This window comes from Actinoallomurus iriomotensis, from assembly GCF_030269445.1.
Classification (GTDB): domain Bacteria; phylum Actinomycetota; class Actinomycetes; order Streptosporangiales; family Streptosporangiaceae; genus Actinoallomurus; species Actinoallomurus iriomotensis.
Genome location: NZ_BSTJ01000003.1, coordinates 607,492 through 629,813, shown reverse-complemented (window position 1 = coordinate 629,813; position 22,322 = coordinate 607,492). Strand labels below are relative to the sequence as shown.

Genomic DNA, 22,322 nt, shown 5'->3' with positions numbered 1-22,322 from the left:
TCACTTCCTTCCGGTCCTGGCCTGGCCCCGGGCGGCCCGGCCCTGGTTCGCGTGCTGCTCGGTCTCCGGGCGCCGGCCGGTCAACGCGACGAAGGCGTCCTCCAGGCTGGCCTGCTCCACGCGCAGTCGCTGCGCCACGATGTTGTTGCGGGCCAGTACGGAGGTGACCGCGTTCAGCGCGTTGTCATTGCCCGTGACCACCACGACGTCGCCCCTGTGGACGACGCCGGTCACGTCGGGCAGGCCGGTCAGCAGTGCGTCGTCGAACGGTACGGACGGCTGGAAGCGGATCCGCTGCTCGGTCTGCACCCGCTCGGTCAGCCCGGCCGGGGTGTCCACCACGACGACGCGGCCCGTGTCGATCACCGCGATCCGGTCACACAGCCGCTCGGCCTCCTCCATGAAGTGGGTGACGAGCACGATCGTGACGCCGCGGGATCGCACGTCCTCGATCAGCTGCCAGGTGTCACGCCTGGCCTGAGGGTCGAGGCCGGTGGTCAGCTCGTCGAGCACCGCCACCCGCGGGTTCCCGATCAGCGCCAGCGCGATCGAGAGCCGCTGCTTCTGGCCGCCGGACAGCTTCCCGTACATCGTCGAGCTCTTGCTCGCGAGCCCGAGCTCGTCCATCAGCGCACGCCAGTCCGCCGGAGCCCGGTAGAAGGAGCTGTAGAGCGCGAGCGCCTCCCCGACCTTCAGCCGGTCGGGCAGCGCGCCGTCCTGGAGCTGTACGCCGAGCGCCTCGGTCAGCTCGGCCCGGTCCCGCTGCGGGTCGAGCCCGAGCACGCTGATCTCACCCCGGTCCGGCCTGCGCAGACCCTCGACGCACTCCACCGTCGTGGTCTTGCCGGCGCCGTTCGGGCCGAGGATCCCGAAGATCTCTCCCTCCTGGACGGTGAAGGAGACATCGTCGACCGCCACGGTGTCCCCATAGCTCTTGTGCAGATTCCGCACCTCGATCACTGCTGGCATGCCCTCAGCCTCGCGAGATCCGCCCGGACGCGGTATCGACCGCCCGGCGAAATCTCCCAGGTCACGGAATGAACGACCGGGTGGACCGGACGGTCGAGCCGATCCACCGATCGGTTGACCCGCGAACCATGCCGAGGCGTGGCCTCGTGGCCGCGGTCACCGGCTCGCGTCGTAGACCACCGACCACGGCCGTGACACGGCGGGAGCGGCGGGCGAAGGCAGGGCGTGGTCGGCGGCGATGACGTCCGCCGCGATCGAGGCGAACCTCGGTGCCGCCGGGTGTGCCGTCTCGGCCGGCCAGGCGGCCGACACGCTCCGCAGCAGGGGCCGGTCCGTGAGCGGGCGCCACGCCACGCGCGGCTCGCGGCGGGCCATCGCCTCCTGCTCGAACGCCACGCCGTGCCCGCCGAGCACCAGGCCGAGCAGGAACTCCGGGTTGCGGGCGTGCCGCAGCGCCGCCGGGGTGAAGCCGTGTTTCCGGCAGACCTCGAGTACGTGGTCGTGCCAGCCGTGCGCCGTCGCTCTCGGGGCGAGGATGAGGCCGTGACCGTCGAGGTCGCCGAACGCCACGTCGGGCAGCCGCGCGAGTGGTGACGTACGGGGCATGACGACGCCCAGCGGAACGTCGACGGCCGGACCGAACCGCAGGCCGGCCGCCTCCACCGGATGGTGCACCAGGCCGACGTCGAGGTCGCCCGAGGCGAGCAGGCGCAGCTGCTCGGCGGTCGTCAGCTCCTGCAGGTCGACGTCGAGCTCGGGGACCTCCTCGCCGAGCCGGCGGGACAGCGCCTGCAGCGACACCGCCGGCGTCTCCGGTGGGACGCCGGCGCGCAGGGTGCCGAGCGCGCCGTCGGCGGCCTTGCGCATCAGGGTGCGCAGCCGTTGCTCGCGGGCCAGCAGGTCCCGTGCCTCGTCGAGGAGCAGGCGACCGGCGGTCGTCAGCTCCGCCTGGCGCCGGGACCGGTCGAACAGCGTGACGCCGAGCTCCCGCTCGAGCCGCTGGATCGACTGGCTGAGCGGCGGCTGGGCGATGCCGATGATCTCCGCGGCCCGGCCGAAATGGAGTTCCTCGGCCGTGACGACGAAGTACCGCAGGTGCCGCGACAGATCCACCCCGCCACGATAGGCGATCGCCTATGGGAGGCGCCGGGCCGATACGGCGATACCGTGAGCCGGTGCGGACGGAGGATCTCATCGCCCGGACGTTCACCTCCGTGGGCGTCACCGCCGGGCTCCACGTGGTCGACGTCGACGACGGCCGAGAGGTCGGGGTCGAGCCCGACGGCCAGGTCGTCATCGCGTCGGTATTCAAGATCCTTCTCGTGCTGGAGTTCGCCCGGCAGGTCGCCGCCGGCCAGATCGACCCGACCGAGCGGCTTCTCGTGCGCGCCGAGGACCGGCTCGGCGGCTGGGGGATGGCGGGATGCGCCGACGACGTCGAGGCGTCGCTGCGCGACCTCGCCTACTTCGCGATGTCGATCAGCGACAACACGGCGGCCGACCTGCTCATGCGTCGCATCGGCCCGGACACCCTCCAACTGCTCGCCGGCGAGCTCGGCCTGACGCGCACCCGGGTGACCGGCGGGCCGCGGGAGCTCCTGGCGTCGGTGTTCGCCGACGTCGGCGCGCGGACCGAGGCGGAGTTCGCCGAGGTCTTCCCGACCCTTCCGGAGGAGCGCGTACGGGCGCTGCGCGTGTTGGACCCGGAGCGCACCACCTCGAGCACTCCACGGGACATCACCCGCCTGCTGCGCCTCATCTGGCGCGACGAGGCCGGTCCGCGACCGGCGTGCGCCATGGTCCGGGAGCTGATGAGGCACCAGCTCTCCTGGACCCGCATCCCCAGCGGCTTCCCGCCGGCGGTGCACGTCGCCGCGAAGTCCGGCACCCTGCCCGGCCTGCACAACGAGGCCGGGGTCGCCGAGTATCCCGACGGCCGCCGGTACGCCATCGCGATCTTCGCGCGCGCCGACCGGCTCGACCCGCGCCGCATCGACGTCGACCTGGCGATGGGGGAGGCCGCCCACGCCGCCGTCGAGGCGCTGCGCGCGTCCTGACCCGTGACGAGCGAAACGACCGGTGTGATCGGAGCCGCGTGCCCGTGCCGACGTGGCCTCATATTCGTTCCCCTATGAGCCAGCCGCCTCGCTGATCTTGGACGCGGCCGGTGGCCCGGTGGTCGAATGCGCCCGGATCAGTCGTACGCCCATCACAAGGGGGAGATTCAGCGTGTCCGGAAAGCGGGTCGACCGGCGGCGTTTCCTGCGAAGCGCGACCGTCGGCGCCACCGTCGTGTCGGTGGCGAGTGGGGGAGCGTACGCGGCGTCGGCGGCCGATGAGAATCGGGCGGCGTCGCCCGGCGCGAACGGCAGAAGGGCGGCCGCGACGTTCCGCTGGTTCGGAACGGCGGGGTGGAGGATCGACGTCGGGGCGCGGACTCTGCTCGTCGACCCGTACCTCAGCCGGTACGACACCGGCATGTTCACCGGGCCGTTCGATCCGACGACCGAACTGACGGTGGCCACCGGGACCATCGACCAGCACGTCGGCAAGCCGGAGACCGTCCTGGTGACCCACTCGCACTGGGACCACTTCAACGACGTGCCCTACATCGCCCAGCGGACCGGCGCGCGGGTCATCGGCACGATGACGACCTACAACCTGGCGCTGGCCTCCGACGTGCCGTCCGGTCAGCTCGGGCTGGTCAAGGGCGGCGAGGTGCTCGACTTCGGTTCCTACACCGTCGAGGTCATCGCCTCCCTGCACAGCCGTAACGCCGCGTACTCGGTCGCGCTGCCGGGCGTGCGGCTCACCCGGCCGGAGAAGCCACAGACCGTCGCCGATCTGCCCGAAGGCGACACCCTCGCCTACCAGGTGACCGTCAAGAACGGCCCGTCGGTGTTCCTCATGGGCGGCAGCGACTTCGTCGAACGCAATGTGGCCGGCCTGTCCCCGGATATCGCGATGATCGCGATGCAGGCCAGCGACTCGACCTACGCGTACGCCGAGCGGATCCTCACGGCCCTGGGCCGGCCCTCGGTCGTCGTCCCGGTCCACTGGGACGACTTCGAGACCGAGCTGACGAACCCCCCGAAGCCCGATCCGCAGGTCAAGCCGCACCTCGACGCCTTCGTCGCGGCGGTGCGGAAGATCAGCCCGCGCACCAAGGTCGTACTCCCGCAGTACCTCACGCCGTACCGCTTCGTCTGATCCCCGGCCGCCGTGTACCCCGCGTGTACCGGTCCTTCCTAGCGTCAGGGCACCTGCCCAACGAGAGGGAGAACGATGCTCAGTCGGGTTGCCTAGAAATATCGCTGTGCTTTCTCGGTCAGGGCTTTACCCGCGCTCGGCGTGGCCGGTGACCTGCGAGCGTCTCCGGCTGGCTTGACTGGCGAATATGAGAATGACCATGAGCGCGGTGGCGGTGACGGCGTTCATCGCCGCCGTTTCCTCTTCGATGGCCCCGGCGGCCGAGCGCGGGGTGGCCGCGGCCGCGGTGTCGCCGACTCCGTACCTCGACCGGATCGAGAAGGCCGTCCGGCACGTGTCGCCGGGGCTGGAACACCAGGTCTGGGAACGCACCGGCGGCAACCGCCTGGACGACTCGGCGGGCGACTGGCTGTTGCAGACACCGCAGTGCTGGGGGCACGACCCCTGCCCGCGGAGCGACCGGCCGGGCACGAAACGGCTCCTGGACAAGATCACCGCCAATATCGGCGAGGCCTCCAAGACCGTCGACATCACCTCGCTCGGCTGTCCGGAGAAGCTGATCGCGCAACTCCCCTCGCCGTGCGGCACCTATCCCGACGGTGCCTTCCGCGACGCCATCGTCGCCGGGCTGAAGAAGGCGGCCGGCAAACACAAGATCATCTTCAGGATGTTGCTGGGCGCGCCGGTACTGCCCGCGACGGTGAACGGCGACGACTGGATCAAGGCCGCGAAGAAGACGATCGGTTCCTCGGCCGGCAACGTCGAGTTCCACGTGGCGACGATGACCACGTCCTACGCGGGGACGCCCCTCGTCCCGAAAGGCGGCTACACGCCCTCCTGGAACCACTCCAAGCTGATCGTCGTCGACGGGCGGACCGTCATCACCGGCGGCGTCAACACCTACACCAACAACTACGTGGAGACCCCCAAGCCCGTCACCGACATGATGATGGCCATCCGAGGCCCCGCGGCCATGTCGGCGACCGGCTACATCAACCGGCTCTGGGACTGGACCTGCGCCAACCGCAACAAGCTGAACTGGCTGGCCACCACCGGATCATGGGTGTACCAGTCGGGCGGGGGCTGCGTCTCCCGCCTGCGGCCTCCCGCCGCGGCCAAGGCCGGCGACCTCGACATGCTGGAGGTCGGCGGGCTGGGCGTCGGCATCCAGGCCAAGGATCCCTCCTCGACCTACCAACTGCCCGCCCTCAAGCGGCCCGAAGACGCCAAGTGCGACCTGAGCTACGCCGACAAGGACGTCGTCAACCTCGACCGGGACTACCAGACCGTCAACCCTGAGGAAACGGCGCTGCGGGAGATGGTGGCCACCGCCACCCGCTCCATCGTGTTCTCCCAGCAGGACCTGTACGGCTGGTGCGCCGCCATCGGCGGGCCCATCAAGGCCGTCCAGCCACTGGGCGACCTGCGGCTGCTCGACAACGTCGCAGCCAAGATGATCAAGGGGGTGAAGGTCCGCATCGTCATCTCCACGCCCGGCAACGAGGACTCCTACTCCACCATGAAGAACATGGGGCAGTTCTCGAACCTGCTGCGCAAGCGGATCGCACTCCAGGCGGGCAGTGACCGCGCGGCCGACACGGTCATGCGGGACACCCTCCAGTACGCCTCGCTGCGCAGCAGCGACAAGCCCTACTGGAAGGGCAAGGCGACCGATGACCGCGGCAAGGTCATCGACTGCGACGACGCCAAGAAACCCTGCACCTACGCCCAGCACACCAAGCTGGTCGTGGTCGACGACCGCGTCTTCTACCTCGGCTCCAAGAACGCCTATCCCGCCTTCCTACAGGACGACGGCTACTTCATCGAGAACCCGGCGGCGGTCGCGCACCTCGAGAAGGAGTTCCTGGACCCGCAGTGGAAGTACTCCAAGGCCGACGCCACGTACGACTGGGAGAGATTCCTGCCGCCGACCGTCCAGTCCATCCACACCGAGCGCAAGAGTTCGAAGAAGGTGAAGGTGACCGTGCAGGCCCTCACCCACTCCGGTGACGACTTCATGGTCGCCTACGGCGACAAGGTCGAGTGCAGGCACACGAAGTCGGGCCACCAGTGCTCCTTCGAGGAGGAAGCCTCCATCGTCGGCAAGAAGATCGACATCGTCGACGAGAAGACCCTGCGCTGGACGCAGCGGGAGGTCCCGCGCTGATGGGACGTGAGCGCGGTCAGAGTCGCAGGGACGTGCGGGGAACGTGGTCATCCGGGGTACGGCCCGCCGGGCGCCCGGTCATGGTGATCGAACCGGGGTAGGCGGCAAGCGACAAGTCGCCGCTTGTATGCCCTGTTATCCGAGGATGAGCGGGAGCCTTACGGCGAGATCGCCCAGCACGGTCTTTTCCTCGTCGGTGGGCGTGCGACGTCCGGTACCGATGAGCAGTGCGTCCCTGTCGGCGACCGAGGCGGGGAACGGGCTTGCGGCGATCCTCTCCAGCGACGCGCGCGCCGCCGCCATGGTCTCGGCCGGCGGCTCGGCGGCCGAGGGCAGGTGCGCGATCAGGTCCAGGTGGTGCAGGGTCCATTCGAGCACGTACGCGGACAGGTAGTCGCCGGCGGTGAGCACCTCGCCGCGGGTGCCGACGCGAGCGGCCGGATCGGCGAGCTCGGCCGCGCGGCCCGCGGCGGAACCGACGTCGTCGAGGTGGAACTTGAGCCACCGCGGCTCGCCGTACGCGGCGGCCAGCCGGGGGATCAGCGCGTCGAGCGGGTCCTCGCCGGTCGGGGGTTCGACGATGTTCCAGTACGTGACCGCGTCCACGGTCGGTTCGGTCTCGGCGGGCGTGACCAGAGTGATCAGGACGTCCTGGGCGTCGATGACCAGGTGGCACACCAGGTCGCGAACGAGCCAGCCGGCACAGCCCGACGGCCGCGCGAAGTCCTCGTCCGGGAGCTCGGCGACCGCCGTGCGCAACGCCGTCCAGGAACGCGAGAAGAGATCCACCGCGGCACGCTAATGCGAGACCGGAACGCCGGACAAGGGCTAGAGACGGGTCGCCGCTCGCACGAGCCCGGCGACGGCCCGGGATCGGCTGTGCGGCGGCCACGCGATCACCGTCGTCACCGTCGGCGCGTCGAGCACCGGCACGGCGACGAGGTCGCCGCGCAGATGGGTTCGGCACGACTCGGGCAGGACCGCGGAGGCCCGGCCGAGCGCGATCAGCTGGAACAGCTGCGCACTGTCGCGAACCCGCGGACCGGGGCCGTCCGGGTACGTCCCGTCGGGGGCGGGCCATCGTGGCATCGGCAGGCCGGGCAGCGCGGTGACGTCGGCCATCTGCAGATGGGCCCGGGTGGTAAGGGGGTGTCCGGCCGGCAGGAGCGCGACCTGCCCCTCCGTGCACAGCTCCTCGGTGTCGAAGCCGGTCGTCGAGTCGAACGGCCGGTGCAGCAGCGCCACGTCGGCCCGTCCGTCGCGCAGCAGCGGCTCCTGCTCGGCGGGTCCGCACAGGAGCACGTCGACGGTGACCGCGCCGGGTTCGGCGGCGTACGCGTCGAGCAGTTTGCGCAGCAGGTCGCCGGACGCTCCGGCCTTCGTGACGAGAACCAGGCCGGGCCGGCCGGTCGCGGCGCGGCGGGTACGGCGGTCGGCGGCGTCCACGGCGTCGAGGGCCGCCCGGCCCTCGCGCAGCAGCACCGACCCGGCCTCGGTCAGCGTGACGGTGCGGCTGGTGCGTTCGAGCAGCGCCACCCCGAGGCGCCGTTCGAGCTGCTGGATCGCCCGCGACAACGGCGGCTGCGCGATCCCGAGGCGCTGCGCGGCCCGGCCGAAGTGCAGCTCCTCGGCGACGGCGACGAAGTATCGCAGCTCCCGCGTCTCCATGCCGCCACGGTACCGGCAATCGATACCGGGGAGGTATCGCCGCCCACCCAGACGATGTTGGCGGCCGGGCCGGGGCGCGGACAGGATCGAAGGCATGAGCGAAAAGACGATCGCGCTGGTCACCGGCGCGAACAAGGGGATCGGTCAGGAGATCGCGGCAGGCCTGGGGGCCCTCGGCTGGAGCGTCGGGATCGGCGCCCGGGACGAGAAACGCGGGGAGACCGCCGTGGAGAAGCTGCGCGCGGCCGGCGTCGACGCGTTCGGCGTGCCGCTCGACGTGACCGACGACACCAGCGTGGCCGCGGCCGTCGCGCTGATCGAGGAGCGGGCCGGCCGCCTCGACGTGCTCGTCAACAACGCCGGAGTGACCGGCGGCCTGCCGCAGGAGCCCACCCTGGTCGACCCCGCGACCGTACGGACGGCCGTGGAGACCAACGTGATCGGCGTCATCCGCGTCACCAACGCGATGCTGCCGCTGCTGCGCCGCTCGGCGTCGCCGCGGATCGTGAACATGTCCAGCACCGTCGGCTCCCTCACCCGGCAGAGCACTCCCGGCGCCGAGACGGGCCCGATCTCCGCCGCGTACGCGCCGTCGAAGACGTTCCTCAACGCCGTCACCGTGCAGTACGCCAAGGAGCTGAGCGACACGAACATCCTGATCAACGCCGGCTGCCCCGGCTACTGCGCGACCGACCTCAACGGCTTCCGCGGCGTCCGTACGCCCGAACAGGGCGCGGCCATCGCGATCCGGCTCGCGACCCTGCCCGACGACGGCCCGACCGGCGGGTTCTTCGACGACGCCGGGGTGGTGCCCTGGTAACGGGCGGACGCGGTGGGTCCTCGGCTCAGGCCAGGGGGCGAATCGTGCCGACGATCCGCCGCAGCGTCGCGTCGCTCACGTTCCCCGGGCCGGTGCTGTTGGAGAAGACGTAGAAGCTGACGGGCGCGCCCTGCCGTGAGGCGAATTCCGCCATGTACAGCGTGCCCCCGTTCGGTTCGCACGCGGTGCCCTTGCCGCCCTTCGTCGTCACGGCGACGCCCTGGAGCACGGCCTTGAGGCCGCCGATCGTGGGATGTTCCCCGGTCTTCAGCACCGTGCGGGGAAGCACCCCGCCGAGCTGGTAACCGAAGTTCGCCCACTGGAGCGCGTTGTGAGTGGCGGCCGTGTCGAGGGACTCCAGCTGACCGGAGGAGGCCGAGGTGATGCCCGCGCCACCGAACAGTCCCGACTGGACGATCGCGCAGGTGTTGCCGTCGGTGCCGTCCCGGCTGATGTCGGCGACGCCGTTGGAACCGACGGCGACGTTCCCGCTGGCGTCGGCGAGGCCCACACCCGTGCCGGGGGCCTCCACCTTCCAACCCGGCGGGACGTCGTACACCACGCCGAAGTCGGGGGAGACCACGACCTGCCAGCCCGCGACCACCGGGGGCGACTTCGGGCTGACACCGGGCGGCGCCGGGGCCGTGGTGCCCGTGGTGCCCGCGGTGGGCTTGCCGGCCACCGGGCGCGACGGCGCCTTGGTCTTCGTACCGCCGTGCACGAGGTAGCCGGCGGTCGCCGCGGCCACCACGAGTACGACGGCACCGGCGATCTCCGCCGCCAGACGCCCTCGGCCGCTCTTCCTCGTGGTTCCGCTCGGCACGTGGTCGTCGACGGTCGAGTCCGCCGATGAGGGATTCGCCGACGGCCAGGCGGTCGTGGGCCGGGGGGCGGGGCCCATCCCCTCGCGGAGGACCGCGAGGGCGGCGGCCGCGCTCTGTGGCCGTCCGGCCGGGCCCTCGGCGAGGAGACCCAGCACCAGACGGTCGAGGTACGGCGGCACATCGGCGCGGCGGGACGCCGGCGGCACCGGGTGCGACTCCGCCGGCGGTGCACCGGTCAGCAGTTCATAGAGGACGCGTCCGAGGGAGTGCAGATCCGCCTGGGGATCGGCCGGATCCGTCCGCGTTGAACCGACGCCCAGGTTGCAGAGCTTCACGTCCCCGCTGCGGAGCAGGAACAGGTCGGCGGGGGTGAGGCCACCGTGAACGACGCCCTGGGCATGCGCGGCCGTCATGGCGTCGAGGACCCGCGTGGCCACGTCGGTGACCTGGCCGACGGGCAGCCCGCCGCCCTGTGCGGCCAGGGCCGTTCTCAGGTCCTGCCCTTCCAGGTACTCGGTCACCAGGAACACGGGGGACTCGGAGGTCCCGATGTCCAGCACCGCCTCGACCGCGGGGTGCCGTACGGCCGCCGCTTTCTCGGCCCCCTGCCGGAACGCCGTGACGCCCGCCTGGTCGGCGGCGGTCGGCGCGGCGAAGGTCTTCACGGTGACGACCCGGTTCAGGCGGAGGTCGAACCCATGCCATACCTCACCGGCTCCGGCGCCGAGCGTGCCGATCGCCGCGTCGAGACGGTATCGCCCGGCCAGTACCTGTCCGAGGGTGCTGTGCACGATCGTCCCTCATCGCTTCCAGTCGACGCCCTGGCCGTCGCCAAGGTCGTAGGGCTTCTCCCACCACTGCACGGTGGTGATGTCCTGGGACCGGGGTTCCAGGATGACCGTGCACGTGTCGTAACGGGCCCCGTGACGGAACCCGCCGTCATCGATGGCGACCGGGCGACACTGGCCGGGGTACGCCTTCGGATCGTCGAGCGTGATGGTGCTGGTGACCGAATGGCCCGCGGCGTCGATCCCGACCATCTTGTCGGCGGGGGAGAAATCGAGGTACGGGTCGTCGGGGCCGAGATTGGTCAGCGAGAAATGGACGTAGTACGGGGTGTCCTGCTTGTCCGAACCCGGCAGCGCCAGGCCGGCCAGGTCGGCCTGGGATCCCTTGACGATCGACGTCACGGTCACCCCCACCGCGTCCGTACGCGCCCCATGGGTGACGGGCACGATGGCCATCCGGCCGATCGGGTACTGGTCACCGGGCCGGGCCTGGCCGGGCACCGTCTCACCGACCGGTTGGAGCATCGGCACCCCGGTGGAGGACGCACGCGGCGTGCTCTTCGCCTTCGCGCCGTCGCCGCCGGAACCGTTCAGCAGCGCGAAGGCCCCGGCGCCGGCCAGTGCCACCGCGAGCACGCCGCCGACGGCGGCGGCGACGAGGCCCTTCCGGCTCTTCGGCGCCTCGACGACGGCGGACGCGGTGACCGTCGTCGCCTCCTGGGAGCGTTCCACGGGACGCAGGTACGGCGGTGGGCCGGGGGGAGGAGTGGCGGTGTGCCCGGACCGGCGCAGGAAGTCCCGTACGGCGGCCGCGCTGACGGGCCTTCGGTCGGGCGCCTTGGCCAGCAGGTCCAGCACCAGCCGTTCGAGGTGAGCGGGGAGGTCCGGACGGTGTGAACGCGGCGGCAGCGGCGTCTCGTTGAGGTGCTTGTACATGATCGCGGCGAGTCCCGAGTCGTCCGCGTCGAACGCGGGCGCCCCCGTGAACAGCTCGTACAGCACCCCGCCGAGCGCGTAGAGGTCGACGCGGTGGTCGACCGGCTGACCGCGGAACTCCTCCGGCGCCATGTAACGAGGCGTGCCGAGCACCCCGCCGGTGGCGGTCAGCGTCGTACGGTCGACCAGCCGGGCGATGCCGAAGTCACAGACCTTCACCCGGCCGTCCTGCTGCAGGAAGAGATTGGCCGGCTTGATGTCCCGGTGAACGACCCCGCGTGCGTGCGCCGCCGCGAGCGCGTCGGTGATCTGCTCCGCCAGCCCGACCACCTGGTCGATCGGCAGCCCACGGGGATTCGCCGCGAGGAGCTTGGCCAGATCGGTGCCCTGGAGGAGTTCCATCACCAGGAACGTCACGGAACCGTGGGTGTCGATGTCGAAGACCGCACAGATGCCCGGGTGCTGCAGGCCGGCGGCGGACTCGGCCTCCCGGCGGAACCGCGCGACCCCGGTCGGGTCCTGCGCCAGCTGCGCCGGGAGGATCTTGATCGCGATCGGCCGGTTCAGGCCGAGGTCGACCCCGCGCCAGACCTCGCCCATGCCGCCCGCGCCGATGGGAGCGTCCAGCCGGTACCGCTGGGACAGCAGCAGCCCCGCCTCCAGGCTCAGCTCACCCGGCAATGCGACTCCCCGAAACGATCATCAAACTTCTGCCCGATATTCCACCACAAAGGATGTTGAAAGGCAGGAATTTGGATGACCTGCTCGTCACCGGCCGCGACGTCAGTCCGGCAGGGCGGTGATGAGGCGCAGGGAGCCGAGGAAGGACGGCTGCCGGAGCAGGTGGCCGTGACGGCGGTTCCACTCGCCGTCGGCGAGGTCGGTCCGCAACCGTTCGACGGCGCGGTCGATCGCCGGCTGGTCGACGAACCCCCAGGCGGACTGCGACTTCCGGACGAGCGGGTCGAGGAAACGCTCCGGCCGGGCGTAGTAGGCCTCGGTGAACCCGTCGACGCAGTCGATCGGGATGGGGATCGGCGTGACGGTGGCGGTGCCGCCGAGCACCTGCCGTACGTGCTCGATGTCCGGGTAGCGGCGCCGTTCGGCGGCGATCAGCTCGGGCGCGTACTCCGCCAGCCACAGGAGGTCCAGGGCGTCGCCGTCGAAGGTCAGGATGACGACCGGTCCGCGGCTGACGCGGCGCAGCTCGCGCAGGCCGGCGTCGGTGTCGGACCACTGGTGGATGGTCACCGTGGCCATGGCGGCGTCGAAGGCGTCGTCGGGAAAGGGCAGATCCTCCGCGACGGCGTCGACCGCGGGGGCCAGGTGGGCGGGCCGCTGCGCACGCATCGACGCGGAGGGCTCGACCGGCGTGACCTGACGGTCCGTCGGCTCGTACGACCCGGCGCCGGCACCCACGTTGATCACGGTTCGCGCGTCGCCGAGCGCGGCGTGGACGTAGACGGCGATACGCGGATCGGTGCGCCGCCGCACGGCGTAGCCGGTGCCGTGGGTCTCGTAGTCGAAGTCGCCGGCGATCGGTCGGCTCACGGAGGTCTCCTGCCCGTCGATGCGTTCCTAGTCAGTTCCGAATCGGAACTGACTATACTGGCGGCGATCTCACCACGGAAGGCGGGGCGGATGCGCTACCCCGAGGTCGCCGACGGCGACTGCGCGATCGCGCAGGCTCTCGGCGTGGTCGGCGACTGGTGGACGCTGCTGGTGCTCCGCGATCTGGCCGGCGGCATCACGAGGTTCTCCGACCTGGCCGACGAGCTCGGCATCAGCCGGAAGGTCCTCACCGAGCGGCTCAACGCCCTGGTCGAGCACGAGGTGGTCGAACGCCGTCCGTACAGCGACCGTCCGCCCCGCTCGGAGTACCACCTCACGGAGAAGGGGCGTGGTCTGCTGCCCGTCCTCGTCGCGCTGCAGGACTGGGGCGACCGGTTCCTGCTCGGTGACGGATCCCTGACCGCCACCACGAAGCCCGGATCGGCCGAAGCGGCGCGCGTGCACGCTCTCGTCGGCCGTCGCCTCCCGCCGCACCGCCTGGCCGACCGCCGGAACGGCCGCACCGACCCGGTCGCCGACACCGAGTGGACGGTGCTGTACTGCTTCCCCGGCGCCTGGGCGCCGCGGACTCCCGGCCACCCGCCGGGCTGGGAGAGCATCCCCGGCACCTCCGGCTGCACGCTCGAGTCGAGCACCTTCCGCGACCGGCTACCCGACTTCGCCGAGCGCGGCGCGACCGTCCAGGGGGTGAGCACGCAACGTCCCGACCAGCTCGACGAGTTCGCCGCCCATCACCGCATCCCGTTCTCGCTGCTGTCCGACCAGGACCTGGAGCTGACCATGGCGCTGCGCCTGCCGACCTTCCGCACCGCCGGCGTCGACCGGCTCAAACGACTCAGCCTGGTCATCGACCGCGCCCGCACGATCCGTGCGGTCCTGTACCCGATCTCCGACCCGGCGGGATCCGTCGCCGACGCCTTGGCGCACCTCGACGCCCTGAGCGGCACGTGACACGTCGACTACTTGCCTAACCGGAAAGGAGTGAGTTTTCCTTATGGGAAAGTAGTCGAAGGAGGCGGTCATGGACGAACACGACGAGCAGCGGCAGGCGGCGGACGCCTTGGCGATGGTCCGCACCCACCAGGAGCGGACCCGGCGGGCGGCCCGTCTCCCGTGGTGGGTCTATGCGGCGATCTTCGTGCTGACCGCGGGGGGCACGGCGGCCAACGACTTCGTCGGTCTCGGCGGCGCCAAGCTGATCGCCGTCCTGGTCCTGGTCGCGCTGGCCGCCGTGCTCGTGACCGTCTTCGCGAGCCGGTCGTCGCTGCTGGGCAGGATGCGCGGAGTGGAGCGCCGGCAGTCGTTCGACCCGCAGGTCTTCGGGGTGGTTCTCGTCGTGGCGGTGGTCGGCACCTGGCTGGCCTCCCGTTACGGCGCCGGTCTCGCCGGTGACCTCGCCGGCACGGTCGGCCTGCGGGACTACCCCAACACCGTGGACGGGGTGCTGTACGGCGCCGGGTTCACCCTGCTGTTCGGGCTGAGCCAGGTGCTGACCACGGTCTCGCGGCGGCGAACGAACCGATGACGTCTCCGTCGGGTGGGACACCGGGACTGGACCGCCTGTTGTCGGACCCGACGCGGCTGGCGATCATGTCGGTCCTGTGCGCGGCCGAATGGTGTGACTTCGCCTTCCTGCGGGACGAGGTGTCCCTGTCGGACTCCGCCCTGTCCAAGCAACTGGCCACGCTGAGGAAGGACGGATACGCGGAGCAGCGACGGACGTATCTCGGCCGGGTGCCCAAGACCACGGTGCGGGCGACCGGCCAGGGACGAGACCGGTTCGTCGAACACGTCGAGGCGCTGCGGCTGATCGTCGAGCGAGCCGGCGATCACCGGCGGGAGGACCTGCCGTAGAGAGTTCGGGCACAGGCGCCCGTTCACGCGTCGCGCAGCCGCAGGAGGAGCCCGCCGCACAGGAGGGCCGCGGCGGTCCAGGCGGCGAGGACGCCGAGACCGGCCCACGGGGTCAGAGGCAGGCTCCGCAGCTCGGTGGTGCTCTGGATGGCCAGCCCGGCGTTCATCGGCGAGATCTGCCACAGGCGCCGCTGCCAGTGCGGGTCGGAGACCACGTGGCCGATGATCGGGAACAGGTAGAGCAGGCCGAGCACGGTGCCGACGGCGGCCGCCGAGTCCCGTACGGCGGTGGCGACGCCGAGGCTGAGCAGGGCGATCAGCATGAGGTAGAGGACCGAGCCGGCCGCCGCGCGGAGCGTCGCCCCATCGGCCAGGGACGGCAGCGGGTGGCCGTGCGCCGAGGTGAAGCCGCTGCCGGGCAGGATCAGTCGCGCGGCCAGTACGGACCCGAGGACCGCGACGGTTCCCGCGGCCATCGTCAGGCCGGCGAGCACGGCCGCCTTCGCGGTGAGGACGGTGGTACGGTCCGGCATCGCGGTGAGCGTGGTGTGGATCATGCCGGTGCCGTACTCGCCGCCGATCCCCAGGACGGCCAGCAGGGCGACGGCCGCCTGCCCCAGCTGGACTCCGGTGAGGCTGAGTTTGGTGGTGTCCGTGCCGCAGCCCGTCGCGGGGCAGGTCACGGCGGCGGCCGCCAGGGCGCTCAGCGCCACCGTCAGCCCGGCGACGGCGAGGAGCAGCCAGCCGGTGCCCGGCACGGTGCGCAGTTTCGTCCACTCCGCATGCAGGTGCCGCCTCATGCGTCCCTCCGGCGCAACCGGACGACGGCCAGGCCGAGGGCGAGCGCGGCATAGCCGCAGAACACGGCGAGGCCGGCCCACGGCGGCAGCGGATAGTAGCCGTCCTGCGGCACGTAGTGGCCCGTCACCTGGGGGTACGCCGGGATGCTCTGCTGGATCGCGAACGCGGCGGCCGGCGTGAGCCGCAGCAGCCACTGCGCCGCGCCTTCGGGCAGGACCGAGGCGGTCGCCAGGACGTGGGGCAGGACGAGCACGACGACGGCGGCGGTCACCGCCGCGACGCCGCGCCGGAACAGCGCGCCGAGGGCCAGGGCGAAGACGGCGGCGACGGCGAGCAGCGCCGCGGTGCCGGCCATCAGCCGGAGCTCGGTGAGCCAGGAGACCGGCAGGACGTAGTTGCCGTTGGCGCGGAGGATGTGCGTGCACACCGGTACGGCGACCACGGCGGCGATCAGGCCGGTGACGAAGGTGACCAGGCCGATCACGACGGCCTTCGCGCCCAGCACGCGGCCACGCCGTGGTTCGGCGAGCAGGGTGGTGCGGATCAGGCCCCGCCGGTACTCGGCCGTGACGAACAGCACCGCCACGATCACCAGCAGGATCATCCCGGCGAACGCCCCGGTGAGGGTGTTCTCGATCCGTATGCCCTCCCCCGAGCCGCGCGGCGCGATGTCACCGCTCCCGCTGACGGTGAACGTGCCGCCGGACCTCTCGACCCCGGCCGGACGGTGGTACTTCTCCCAGTCGGTCTGCGTGCCGGTGGCTCCCACCTCCCCGTGGCTCCATGCGCCGCCGGACGTGTCGCCCCGCACCTCCACATGGTCGAACACGCCGGTGGCCTGGGTGAAACGACTCTGTTCGATGCTGCCGCCGAGAGCGCCCTGCTTCACCGTGAGGTCACCGGGGGAGGTGACGAGGAGCCCGACCTGCGCCGTGGCCGGCAGCCCGGCCAGGTGCGCCGTGCCCACCTCGGTCCAGTGCGTGCCGTCGGGCGATTCGTGGCCGGTGAGCGTGTCGCCGGAGCGGGTCAGCCGCAGCCAGCGAGGGGACGCCGCGGAGGCGCCGCCCGGGCGGCCCGCCGTGTCCCCGGTGAAGTCGTGCTGCATCCGCACCCCGTGCCTGCCGGTGAGCACCAGCGCCGCGTAGGCCGAGCCCGGCCGGGTGCCGTCCTTGATGATGACTCCGGCCTTCGCCCACGGCACGACGCCGGGGACGATCTCGTCGTGGTTCGGTGGGGGATAGGTGATGATGCCGGTCAGCGAGGTCAGCCGTACGGTGATGGCGCCGTCTCCGGTGAGCGACCGGTGGACGAAGAAGAAGTGGTCGTTCACGGCCTCGCCGCCCGGCCCCACCGGAACGGCGGGGCAGGCGGTCTCGACCGGACCGCTGCCGCACGAGGAATGGCTGCCCTGCGCGGAGAACAGCCCGAGCAGTACGGTCACCAGGGCCACGGCCACCATGGCGATCACCCAGCCGCGGACCGTACGGAACTTGGTCCACTCCGCGTGCACCAGCCGGCCGAAGCCGGTCCGCACGCCCGGCCGGCTCGGTGCGAGGGTGCCGGTCATCGGGCCTCCCCCCGTACGGCGGCGGCGCGGAACTGGACCGCGTCGCGGGTGAGCTCCAGGTAGGCCTCCTCCAGCGTCGCGCGATGCGGCGCCACCTCGGAGAACGGCACCGCTCGCGCGTTGAGGAGGGCCACGACCCGCTCCGCCGCCAGCCCGGACACGGTCAGCGTGTCCCAGCCGGAGGGGGTGACGGTGGCGCCCTCGCGTGTCAGCACGGTCGCCGCATCCGGGCTCGCCGTGGTGCGCAGCGTCACCCGGCCCCGGGCGGTGGAGGCCAGCAGCTCCGCCACGCCGGCGTCGGCGATGACCCTGCCGCGGCCGACGACCACCAGGTGGTCGGCGGTGTCCTGCAGCTCGCTCATCAGGTGGCTGGACACCAGGACGGCGCGCCCCTCGGCGGCCAGCGACCGCAGGAAACCGCGGATCCACACGATGCCCTCGGGGTCCAGGCCGTTGAACGGCTCATCGAGCATGAGCACCGGCGGGTCGCCGAGCAGCGCCGCGGCGATGCCGAGCCGCTGCCGCATGCCCAGGGAGTAGCCGCCCGCCTTCCGGCGGATCACGGGCCGCAGCCCGACCTGCTCGACCACCTCGTCGACCCGTTCGGCGGTCAGCCCCTGGGAATGGGCCAGCCACAGGAGATGGTTGCGGGCGCTGCGGCTCGGCTGCAGCGCCCCGGCGTCCAGGAGCGCCCCGACCCGGCTCAGCGGACGGCGCAGGCTCGCGTACGGCCGCCCGCCGATCAGCGCCTGACCCTCGTCGGCCGCGTCCAGGCCGAGGACCACCCGCATGGTGGTCGACTTTCCCGCTCCGTTCGGCCCGACGAAGCCGGTGACCCGCCCCGTCGTCACGGCGAAGGACATCCCGTCCAGCGCGACGGCCGTGCCGAAGCGTTTTCGTAGCCCGATGACCTCGATGGCCGCTGCGGTGCTCATGTCGTGACGTGTCCTTCTTCGCTCGGCTCTGCGGGGCGGTCCCGAACGATGCACCGGCCGCCATAACATCGGCCGAACGCAGGCCGTCATCCCGTTGTTAGGTCACTCCGGGCATCCTGGACTGCGCGCCTGTTCATCCGTGGGGGAGGGCCGATGAGAATGCGGTTGGGACTGTCGCGCCGTACCGTGCGGTCGCGCTTCACCGCCTTGTACGGTGCCGTGTTCCTGCTGTCGGGGGTCGGGCTGCTGGCCATCGTCGCCGTCATGGTCTCCGGAGGAACGCGGACGAGTGAGGCCGCGCCCGCCGGACCGCCGGCGAGCGGGTGGACCGCCGAATCCCAGACGCGCATCCACCAGCTGCAGGACCAGCTGGCCCAGGTGCACGCGGCCCAGTCGCGTCAGCTCCTGACGGCGTCGTTGATCGCGCTGGGCGTCATGGCGGTGGCGTCGGTCGTGCTGGGCCGTCTCGTCGCGGGCCGGGTGCTGCGCCCGCTCCGTACGGTGACGGCGGCGACCCGGCGGATCACCGCGGAGAACCTCCACGAACGGCTGGCCGCGCCCGGCCCGGCCGACGAGGTGAAGGACCTCGCCGACACCATCGACGAACTGCTGGAACGGCTGGAGGGCGCCTTCGCCGCCCAGCGCCGGTTCGTCGCCGACGCCTCCCACGAACTCCGCACGCCGCTGGCCACCATGCGGGCGTCGCTGGACGTGGCGGTGGCCAAGCCGGAGCCGGTTCCGGCACAGACGACCGCGCTGGCCGGCCGGCTGCGCACCGAGCTCGACCAGGTCGACCGGCTGCTGGAGGGGTTCCTCGTCCTGGCCCGCACCCAGCACGGAGATCTGCCCGACCACACGACGCTCTCGCTGGGCCCCGTCGTGTCCGAGGCGCTGGCGGCCCGCGCCGCCGACATCGCCGCCAAGGGCCTGACCGTGCACGAGACCGCGGGCCGGGACGACGTACCGCTGCGCGGCAGCCGTACGCTCCTGCGCCGGATGGTCGACAACGTCATCGACAACGCGATCGCGCACAACCACGACGGAGGCTGGATCCGCGTCGCCACCGAGGCCGACGGCGCGACGGCACACCTGGTCGTCGACACCGGCGGACCGGTTCTGGACGCGCGGCAGGTCGCGGAGCTGGCCCAGCCGTTCCGGCGGCTCGGCGCCGACCGTACCGGCAGCGGGTCCGGCCTCGGGCTCTCGATCGTGGCGTCCATCGCCGCCGCGCACGGCGGCGAGCTGGACCTGCGCGCTCGTCCCGAGGGCGGCCTGCGGGTCCGCATCTCGCTGCCCGTCCACATGGCGGCCGGAGTCCCGTCGTGAGGGTGCTGGTGGTGGAGGACGCCCGGTCCCTCGCCGACGTCCTGGTCGAGGGGCTGCGCGACCAGGGCATGGCCGTGGACGCCGCCCACGACGGCCTGGAGGCCGCGGCCAAGCTCGACCTCAACGCCTACGACGTGGTCGTCCTCGACCGTGACCTGCCGGGCATCCACGGCGACACCCTCTGCAAGATGATCGCCGAACGCCACGACCGGGTCATGGTGCTGATGCTGACGGCGGCCGGCTCGCCCGGTGACCGGGTCAGCGGGCTGAGCCTGGGAGCCGACGACTATCTCGCCAAGCCGTTCCACTTTCCCGAGCTCGTGCTGCGCATCCGCTCGCTGGCCCGCCGTCAGCCCGCCGCCCGAGCCCGGGTCCTGCGCGCGGCCGGCATCGAGCTGGACCCGCTGCGGCGCACCGTCGCACGGGACGGACGCCCGCTCGACCTGTCGGTCAAGGAGTTCGGGGTGCTGGAGGCGCTCCTGCGCGCCGGTCCCGCGTTCCTCAGTGCCGAGGACCTGCTCGAACAGGTGTGGGACGAGCACGCCGACCCCTTCACCAACACGGTCGCCGTGACCATCGGCCGGCTTCGCCGCAAGCTCGGCGACCCACCCGTCATCGTCACCAAGCCGGGCGTCGGCTACCGCGTCATCGACGAGCCTTCACCCGGCGACTGATCATCTCTACTCTTCTCGACCATGACCGCAGAGCCTGAGACGTCCGCAGAGCAGGACCGGCGGCCACGACGCCGCAACGTGCTGGCGATCACCGCCGCGACCTTCGCGGTGCTCGCCGGGCTCATGACCTTCAACTCGCTCTCGTATCGGCCGGCGGCCGACATCGGGACCGACTACGCCGCCGGGCGCATGGGCGCGCCGGCGCTCTTCGCGATCATCGCCCTGGCCTGTGGCGTGCCCGCTCTGCTGCGGACCAGGAGACCGGCCGACCGGAACGGCCGTTCGTGGGACGGCCGGGAGCCCGCGACGGTCGCCGTCGTCGTGGCATGTCTCGTCACCGTCGTCGCGGCGGTCCGGATCGCCCTGCTCGTCACCTCGCGGTAGCGGGCCCCGCCGCCCACGCCGGGGAGATCCGGGCGCGGGCGGCGAGGCGCCGGTCAGCGGAAGGGCAGTTCGGCCGACGGGCTCGGCTTGGTGTCGGTCCAGCCCGCCGAGCGGTAGGCCACGTAGTCGATGATGAATCCGGGCTTCATCTCCGCGTACGGGCCACCGGGCTTGGTCAGCTCCTCCTGTTCGGACAGCATCGCCCCGGTGCGCTGGTCGAAGACGATCACCTTGCGGGAACGGTAGGTCCCCCGGGCGGCCTGCGGCCCGCCGTATTCCCCGGTCCAGGTCGAGGCGGTGTCGTCGGCGGCCAGGGCGACGCCCGGGCGGCCCAGCGGGTCGGTGTCGCGGCCGATCGCGTGGATGCCCGGCTGGGTGGTCGCCGCCCGCATCAGGCCCGCCCGCACCTTCGGCTGGACCGGGTTCTGTGCCAGGGCTCCCGCCAAGTGGAGCTTGACGGCGGGCGGGACCTGCCTCGTCCGGCCGGCGGGCGCGCCCATCGGGTGCTCTTTCTTGTAGATGGTCTTATCGCTCAGGAACATCTCGGCGAGCTTGGCAGAGTCACTCGGCAGTTTCTGCAGCTCCTCGACCGACATCCCCAGGGCGCCCACGAGGCTTCCACCCCCGTGCGGATCCGTCCCCTTGTTCACGCCGTCCATCTGCCACTTCTGCGCCTTGGTGGTGTAGGTGTCGTAGTGGTCGCCGGCCCAGACGCGGAAGGTCGACGGCGACCCGGCCTTGCGCCACAGTGCCGCGTCCCGCGCGGTCACCGGGCGGGCCGGGAGGTCGCGACCGTAGTGCCCCTCGCCCATGCCGGACTTGGCGCCCCACCAGCCGAACATCTCGTCGAGCGCACCGGTGATCGCATAGGTCCCGGTCTTCGCACGAACGATGAAGGACTGGCCCTGGACCACGTCGGTGTGCCAGTAGACGCCGGTCGGCTGCTGTTCCGCCTTCTCCGCCGCCGCGAGGACGAGCGCCTTGTCGTCCAGGTGTACCGGGCCGGTCGGCTGCGGCGGGGCGGGCGCGTTCCCGCCGACGAGCGTGAGTGCCACGGCCGTCGCCGCGCCCGCCGCGACGACACCGCCCAGTCCCCACAGCAGCCGGGGCCGCGAGCGGCGCGGCGGGCCGGCCAGCAGCGACTTCGCCCGAGCGATCTCCCGGGCGGTGGGCGGGGCCGGCTCGGGGTAGGAGTCCCGGACCATCCGCACCTCATCCATGTTGTTCCTCCAGAGTGAGCATCGGATTGGTGCCGCCCAGCGCCCTGCGCAGTGTGGTTCGGGCACGGCTCAGCCGGGAGCCGACCGTGCCATAGGAGATCCCCAGCGCCGCCGCGACCTCGTCGTGGCTGAGGTCGGCCAGGGCCACGAGCAACAGCACGTCGCGTTGCCCGCGCGGCAGCGCCGCGATCGCCCCGGCGAGCTCGCCTCGCAGGCCCTGCGCGCTGACCCGCGCGTCGACCCGTTCGGTGTGCTCCTCGGCGCCCCGGCCCGGGCCGAGGCGGGCGCGCGCCCGCAGCGCGCGTGTCTCGGCCCGCTGGTGCCTGCCGACCACTTTGGTGGCGATGCCGTACAGCCAGGTGCGCACACCCGCGCGCTCCGGGTCGTAGCGGCGACGTTGCCGGAACGCCTCCAGGAACGTCTGTGCCGCGACGTCACCGGCGGCGTCCGGGCCGAGCCGCTTGGCCGCGTACCGGTGGATCTCGACGAAGTAGGCGTCGAACACCTCGTCGAAACGCTCGGCCGGATGGGGCGGAGGATCCCCTGTCATGTGATGCCTTTCCATAGCGCGGATGGCGGTCACCTGGGTATCAACCGCAACCGGCTT

The 22,322-nt window shown here is 71.8% G+C and carries 22 protein-coding genes; 10 read left to right on the top strand and 12 right to left on the bottom strand.

All coding sequences use genetic code 11. The features are described 5' to 3' along the window. Entirely contained in the window at nucleotides 1–969 is a 969-nt protein-coding gene (locus tag QSK37_RS15850; protein WP_285621199.1) for an ABC transporter ATP-binding protein, read from the bottom strand. A gap of 156 nt (nucleotides 970–1,125) precedes the next feature. Continuing rightward, complete coding sequence (locus QSK37_RS15845) at nucleotides 1,126–2,082, bottom strand: LysR family transcriptional regulator (protein WP_285621193.1); 957 nt, start codon at nucleotides 2,080–2,082, stop codon at nucleotides 1,126–1,128. A 62-nt stretch (nucleotides 2,083–2,144) separates the two neighbouring features. On the opposite strand from QSK37_RS15845, the gene QSK37_RS15840 reads away from it, so the two are divergent. The 3 genes from QSK37_RS15840 (at nucleotide 2,145) to QSK37_RS15830 (ending at nucleotide 6,346) form a co-directional block, all read left to right on the top strand. Then, nucleotides 2,145–3,026 carry a serine hydrolase gene (locus tag QSK37_RS15840; RefSeq protein ID WP_285621190.1) on the top strand — a complete coding sequence of 294 codons (882 nt, stop codon included), beginning with the start codon at nucleotides 2,145–2,147 and terminating at the stop codon, nucleotides 3,024–3,026. A 172-nt stretch (nucleotides 3,027–3,198) separates the two neighbouring features. Next, entirely contained in the window at nucleotides 3,199–4,179 is a 981-nt protein-coding gene (locus QSK37_RS15835; RefSeq protein ID WP_285621188.1) for an MBL fold metallo-hydrolase, read from the top strand. 187 nt (nucleotides 4,180–4,366) lie between these two features. Beyond that, the gene (locus QSK37_RS15830; RefSeq protein ID WP_285621186.1) at nucleotides 4,367–6,346 is read left to right on the top strand and encodes a phospholipase D-like domain-containing protein; all 1,980 of its coding nucleotides are present in this window, start codon (nucleotides 4,367–4,369) and stop codon (nucleotides 6,344–6,346) included. 135 nt (nucleotides 6,347–6,481) lie between these two features. On the opposite strand, the gene QSK37_RS15825 is transcribed toward QSK37_RS15830, so the two are convergent. Beyond that, nucleotides 6,482–7,135 (bottom strand): maleylpyruvate isomerase N-terminal domain-containing protein, encoded by a 654-nt coding sequence (locus QSK37_RS15825; RefSeq protein WP_285621184.1) that lies wholly within the window; start codon nucleotides 7,133–7,135, stop codon nucleotides 6,482–6,484. A 39-nt stretch (nucleotides 7,136–7,174) separates the two neighbouring features. Then, nucleotides 7,175–8,014 carry a LysR family transcriptional regulator gene (locus QSK37_RS15820; protein ID WP_285621183.1) on the bottom strand — a complete coding sequence of 280 codons (840 nt, stop codon included), beginning with the start codon at nucleotides 8,012–8,014 and terminating at the stop codon, nucleotides 7,175–7,177. A 94-nt stretch (nucleotides 8,015–8,108) separates the two neighbouring features. Between QSK37_RS15820 and QSK37_RS15815 the strand changes: the two genes are divergently transcribed. Next, entirely contained in the window at nucleotides 8,109–8,834 is a 726-nt protein-coding gene (locus tag QSK37_RS15815) for an SDR family oxidoreductase (RefSeq protein ID WP_285621180.1), read from the top strand. Nucleotides 8,835–8,859: 25 nt separating this feature from the next. Here QSK37_RS15815 and QSK37_RS15810 read toward each other — a convergent pair whose 3' ends face one another. The 3 genes from QSK37_RS15810 to QSK37_RS15800 form a co-directional block, all read right to left on the bottom strand. Next, nucleotides 8,860–10,449 carry a serine/threonine-protein kinase gene (locus QSK37_RS15810; protein WP_285621179.1) on the bottom strand — a complete coding sequence of 530 codons (1,590 nt, stop codon included), beginning with the start codon at nucleotides 10,447–10,449 and terminating at the stop codon, nucleotides 8,860–8,862. A 9-nt stretch (nucleotides 10,450–10,458) separates the two neighbouring features. Beyond that, entirely contained in the window at nucleotides 10,459–12,063 is a 1,605-nt protein-coding gene (locus QSK37_RS15805) for a serine/threonine-protein kinase (protein WP_285621177.1), read from the bottom strand. Nucleotides 12,064–12,165: 102 nt separating this feature from the next. Then, nucleotides 12,166–12,933 (bottom strand): class I SAM-dependent methyltransferase, encoded by a 768-nt coding sequence (locus tag QSK37_RS15800; RefSeq protein WP_285621176.1) that lies wholly within the window; start codon nucleotides 12,931–12,933, stop codon nucleotides 12,166–12,168. A 90-nt stretch (nucleotides 12,934–13,023) separates the two neighbouring features. On the opposite strand from QSK37_RS15800, the gene QSK37_RS15795 reads away from it, so the two are divergent. The 3 genes from QSK37_RS15795 (at nucleotide 13,024) to QSK37_RS15785 (ending at nucleotide 14,808) form a co-directional block, all read left to right on the top strand. Further along, nucleotides 13,024–13,905, top strand: coding sequence for a winged helix-turn-helix transcriptional regulator (locus QSK37_RS15795; protein ID WP_285621174.1), 882 nt, complete (start codon nucleotides 13,024–13,026; stop codon nucleotides 13,903–13,905). A gap of 70 nt (nucleotides 13,906–13,975) precedes the next feature. Further along, a complete protein-coding gene (locus QSK37_RS15790; protein WP_285621171.1) occupies nucleotides 13,976–14,479 on the top strand; it encodes a hypothetical protein in 504 nt (167 codons plus the stop codon). A gap of 38 nt (nucleotides 14,480–14,517) precedes the next feature. Then, nucleotides 14,518–14,808 (top strand): winged helix-turn-helix domain-containing protein, encoded by a 291-nt coding sequence (locus QSK37_RS15785; RefSeq protein WP_285621169.1) that lies wholly within the window; start codon nucleotides 14,518–14,520, stop codon nucleotides 14,806–14,808. Between the two features lie 23 nt (nucleotides 14,809–14,831). On the opposite strand, the gene QSK37_RS15780 is transcribed toward QSK37_RS15785, so the two are convergent. From QSK37_RS15780 to QSK37_RS15770, 3 genes are read right to left on the bottom strand one after another with little or no spacing between them, the layout of a single operon-like run. Next, nucleotides 14,832–15,608 carry an ABC transporter permease gene (locus tag QSK37_RS15780; RefSeq protein ID WP_285621168.1) on the bottom strand — a complete coding sequence of 259 codons (777 nt, stop codon included), beginning with the start codon at nucleotides 15,606–15,608 and terminating at the stop codon, nucleotides 14,832–14,834. Continuing rightward, nucleotides 15,605–17,176: an ABC transporter permease subunit gene (locus tag QSK37_RS15775; RefSeq protein ID WP_285621166.1), complete on the bottom strand. Its 1,572-nt coding sequence runs from the start codon at nucleotides 17,174–17,176 to the stop codon at nucleotides 15,605–15,607. The genes QSK37_RS15780 and QSK37_RS15775 overlap by 4 nt, the downstream gene beginning before the upstream one ends. Continuing rightward, the gene (locus QSK37_RS15770; RefSeq protein WP_285621164.1) at nucleotides 17,173–18,111 is read right to left on the bottom strand and encodes an ATP-binding cassette domain-containing protein; all 939 of its coding nucleotides are present in this window, start codon (nucleotides 18,109–18,111) and stop codon (nucleotides 17,173–17,175) included. Before QSK37_RS15770 ends, QSK37_RS15775 begins: the two co-directional genes overlap by 4 nt. 153 nt (nucleotides 18,112–18,264) lie before the next feature. On the opposite strand from QSK37_RS15770, the gene QSK37_RS15765 reads away from it, so the two are divergent. From QSK37_RS15765 to QSK37_RS15755, 3 genes are read left to right on the top strand one after another with little or no spacing between them, the layout of a single operon-like run. Then, on the top strand, nucleotides 18,265–19,437 hold the full coding sequence (locus QSK37_RS15765; protein ID WP_285621162.1) for a sensor histidine kinase: 1,173 nt from the start codon (nucleotides 18,265–18,267) through the stop codon (nucleotides 19,435–19,437). After that, nucleotides 19,434–20,111, top strand: coding sequence for a response regulator transcription factor (locus QSK37_RS15760; protein ID WP_285567886.1), 678 nt, complete (start codon nucleotides 19,434–19,436; stop codon nucleotides 20,109–20,111). Before QSK37_RS15765 ends, QSK37_RS15760 begins: the two co-directional genes overlap by 4 nt. Nucleotides 20,112–20,132: 21 nt before the next feature. Then, on the top strand, nucleotides 20,133–20,495 hold the full coding sequence (locus QSK37_RS15755; protein WP_285621159.1) for a hypothetical protein: 363 nt from the start codon (nucleotides 20,133–20,135) through the stop codon (nucleotides 20,493–20,495). Nucleotides 20,496–20,548: 53 nt separating this feature from the next. Here QSK37_RS15755 and QSK37_RS15750 read toward each other — a convergent pair whose 3' ends face one another. Continuing rightward, a complete protein-coding gene (locus QSK37_RS15750; protein ID WP_285621157.1) occupies nucleotides 20,549–21,715 on the bottom strand; it encodes a hypothetical protein in 1,167 nt (388 codons plus the stop codon). Next, nucleotides 21,708–22,265, bottom strand: coding sequence for an RNA polymerase sigma factor (locus QSK37_RS15745; RefSeq protein WP_285567892.1), 558 nt, complete (start codon nucleotides 22,263–22,265; stop codon nucleotides 21,708–21,710). Before QSK37_RS15745 ends, QSK37_RS15750 begins: the two co-directional genes overlap by 8 nt. Between the last annotated feature and the right edge of the window lie 57 nt (nucleotides 22,266–22,322).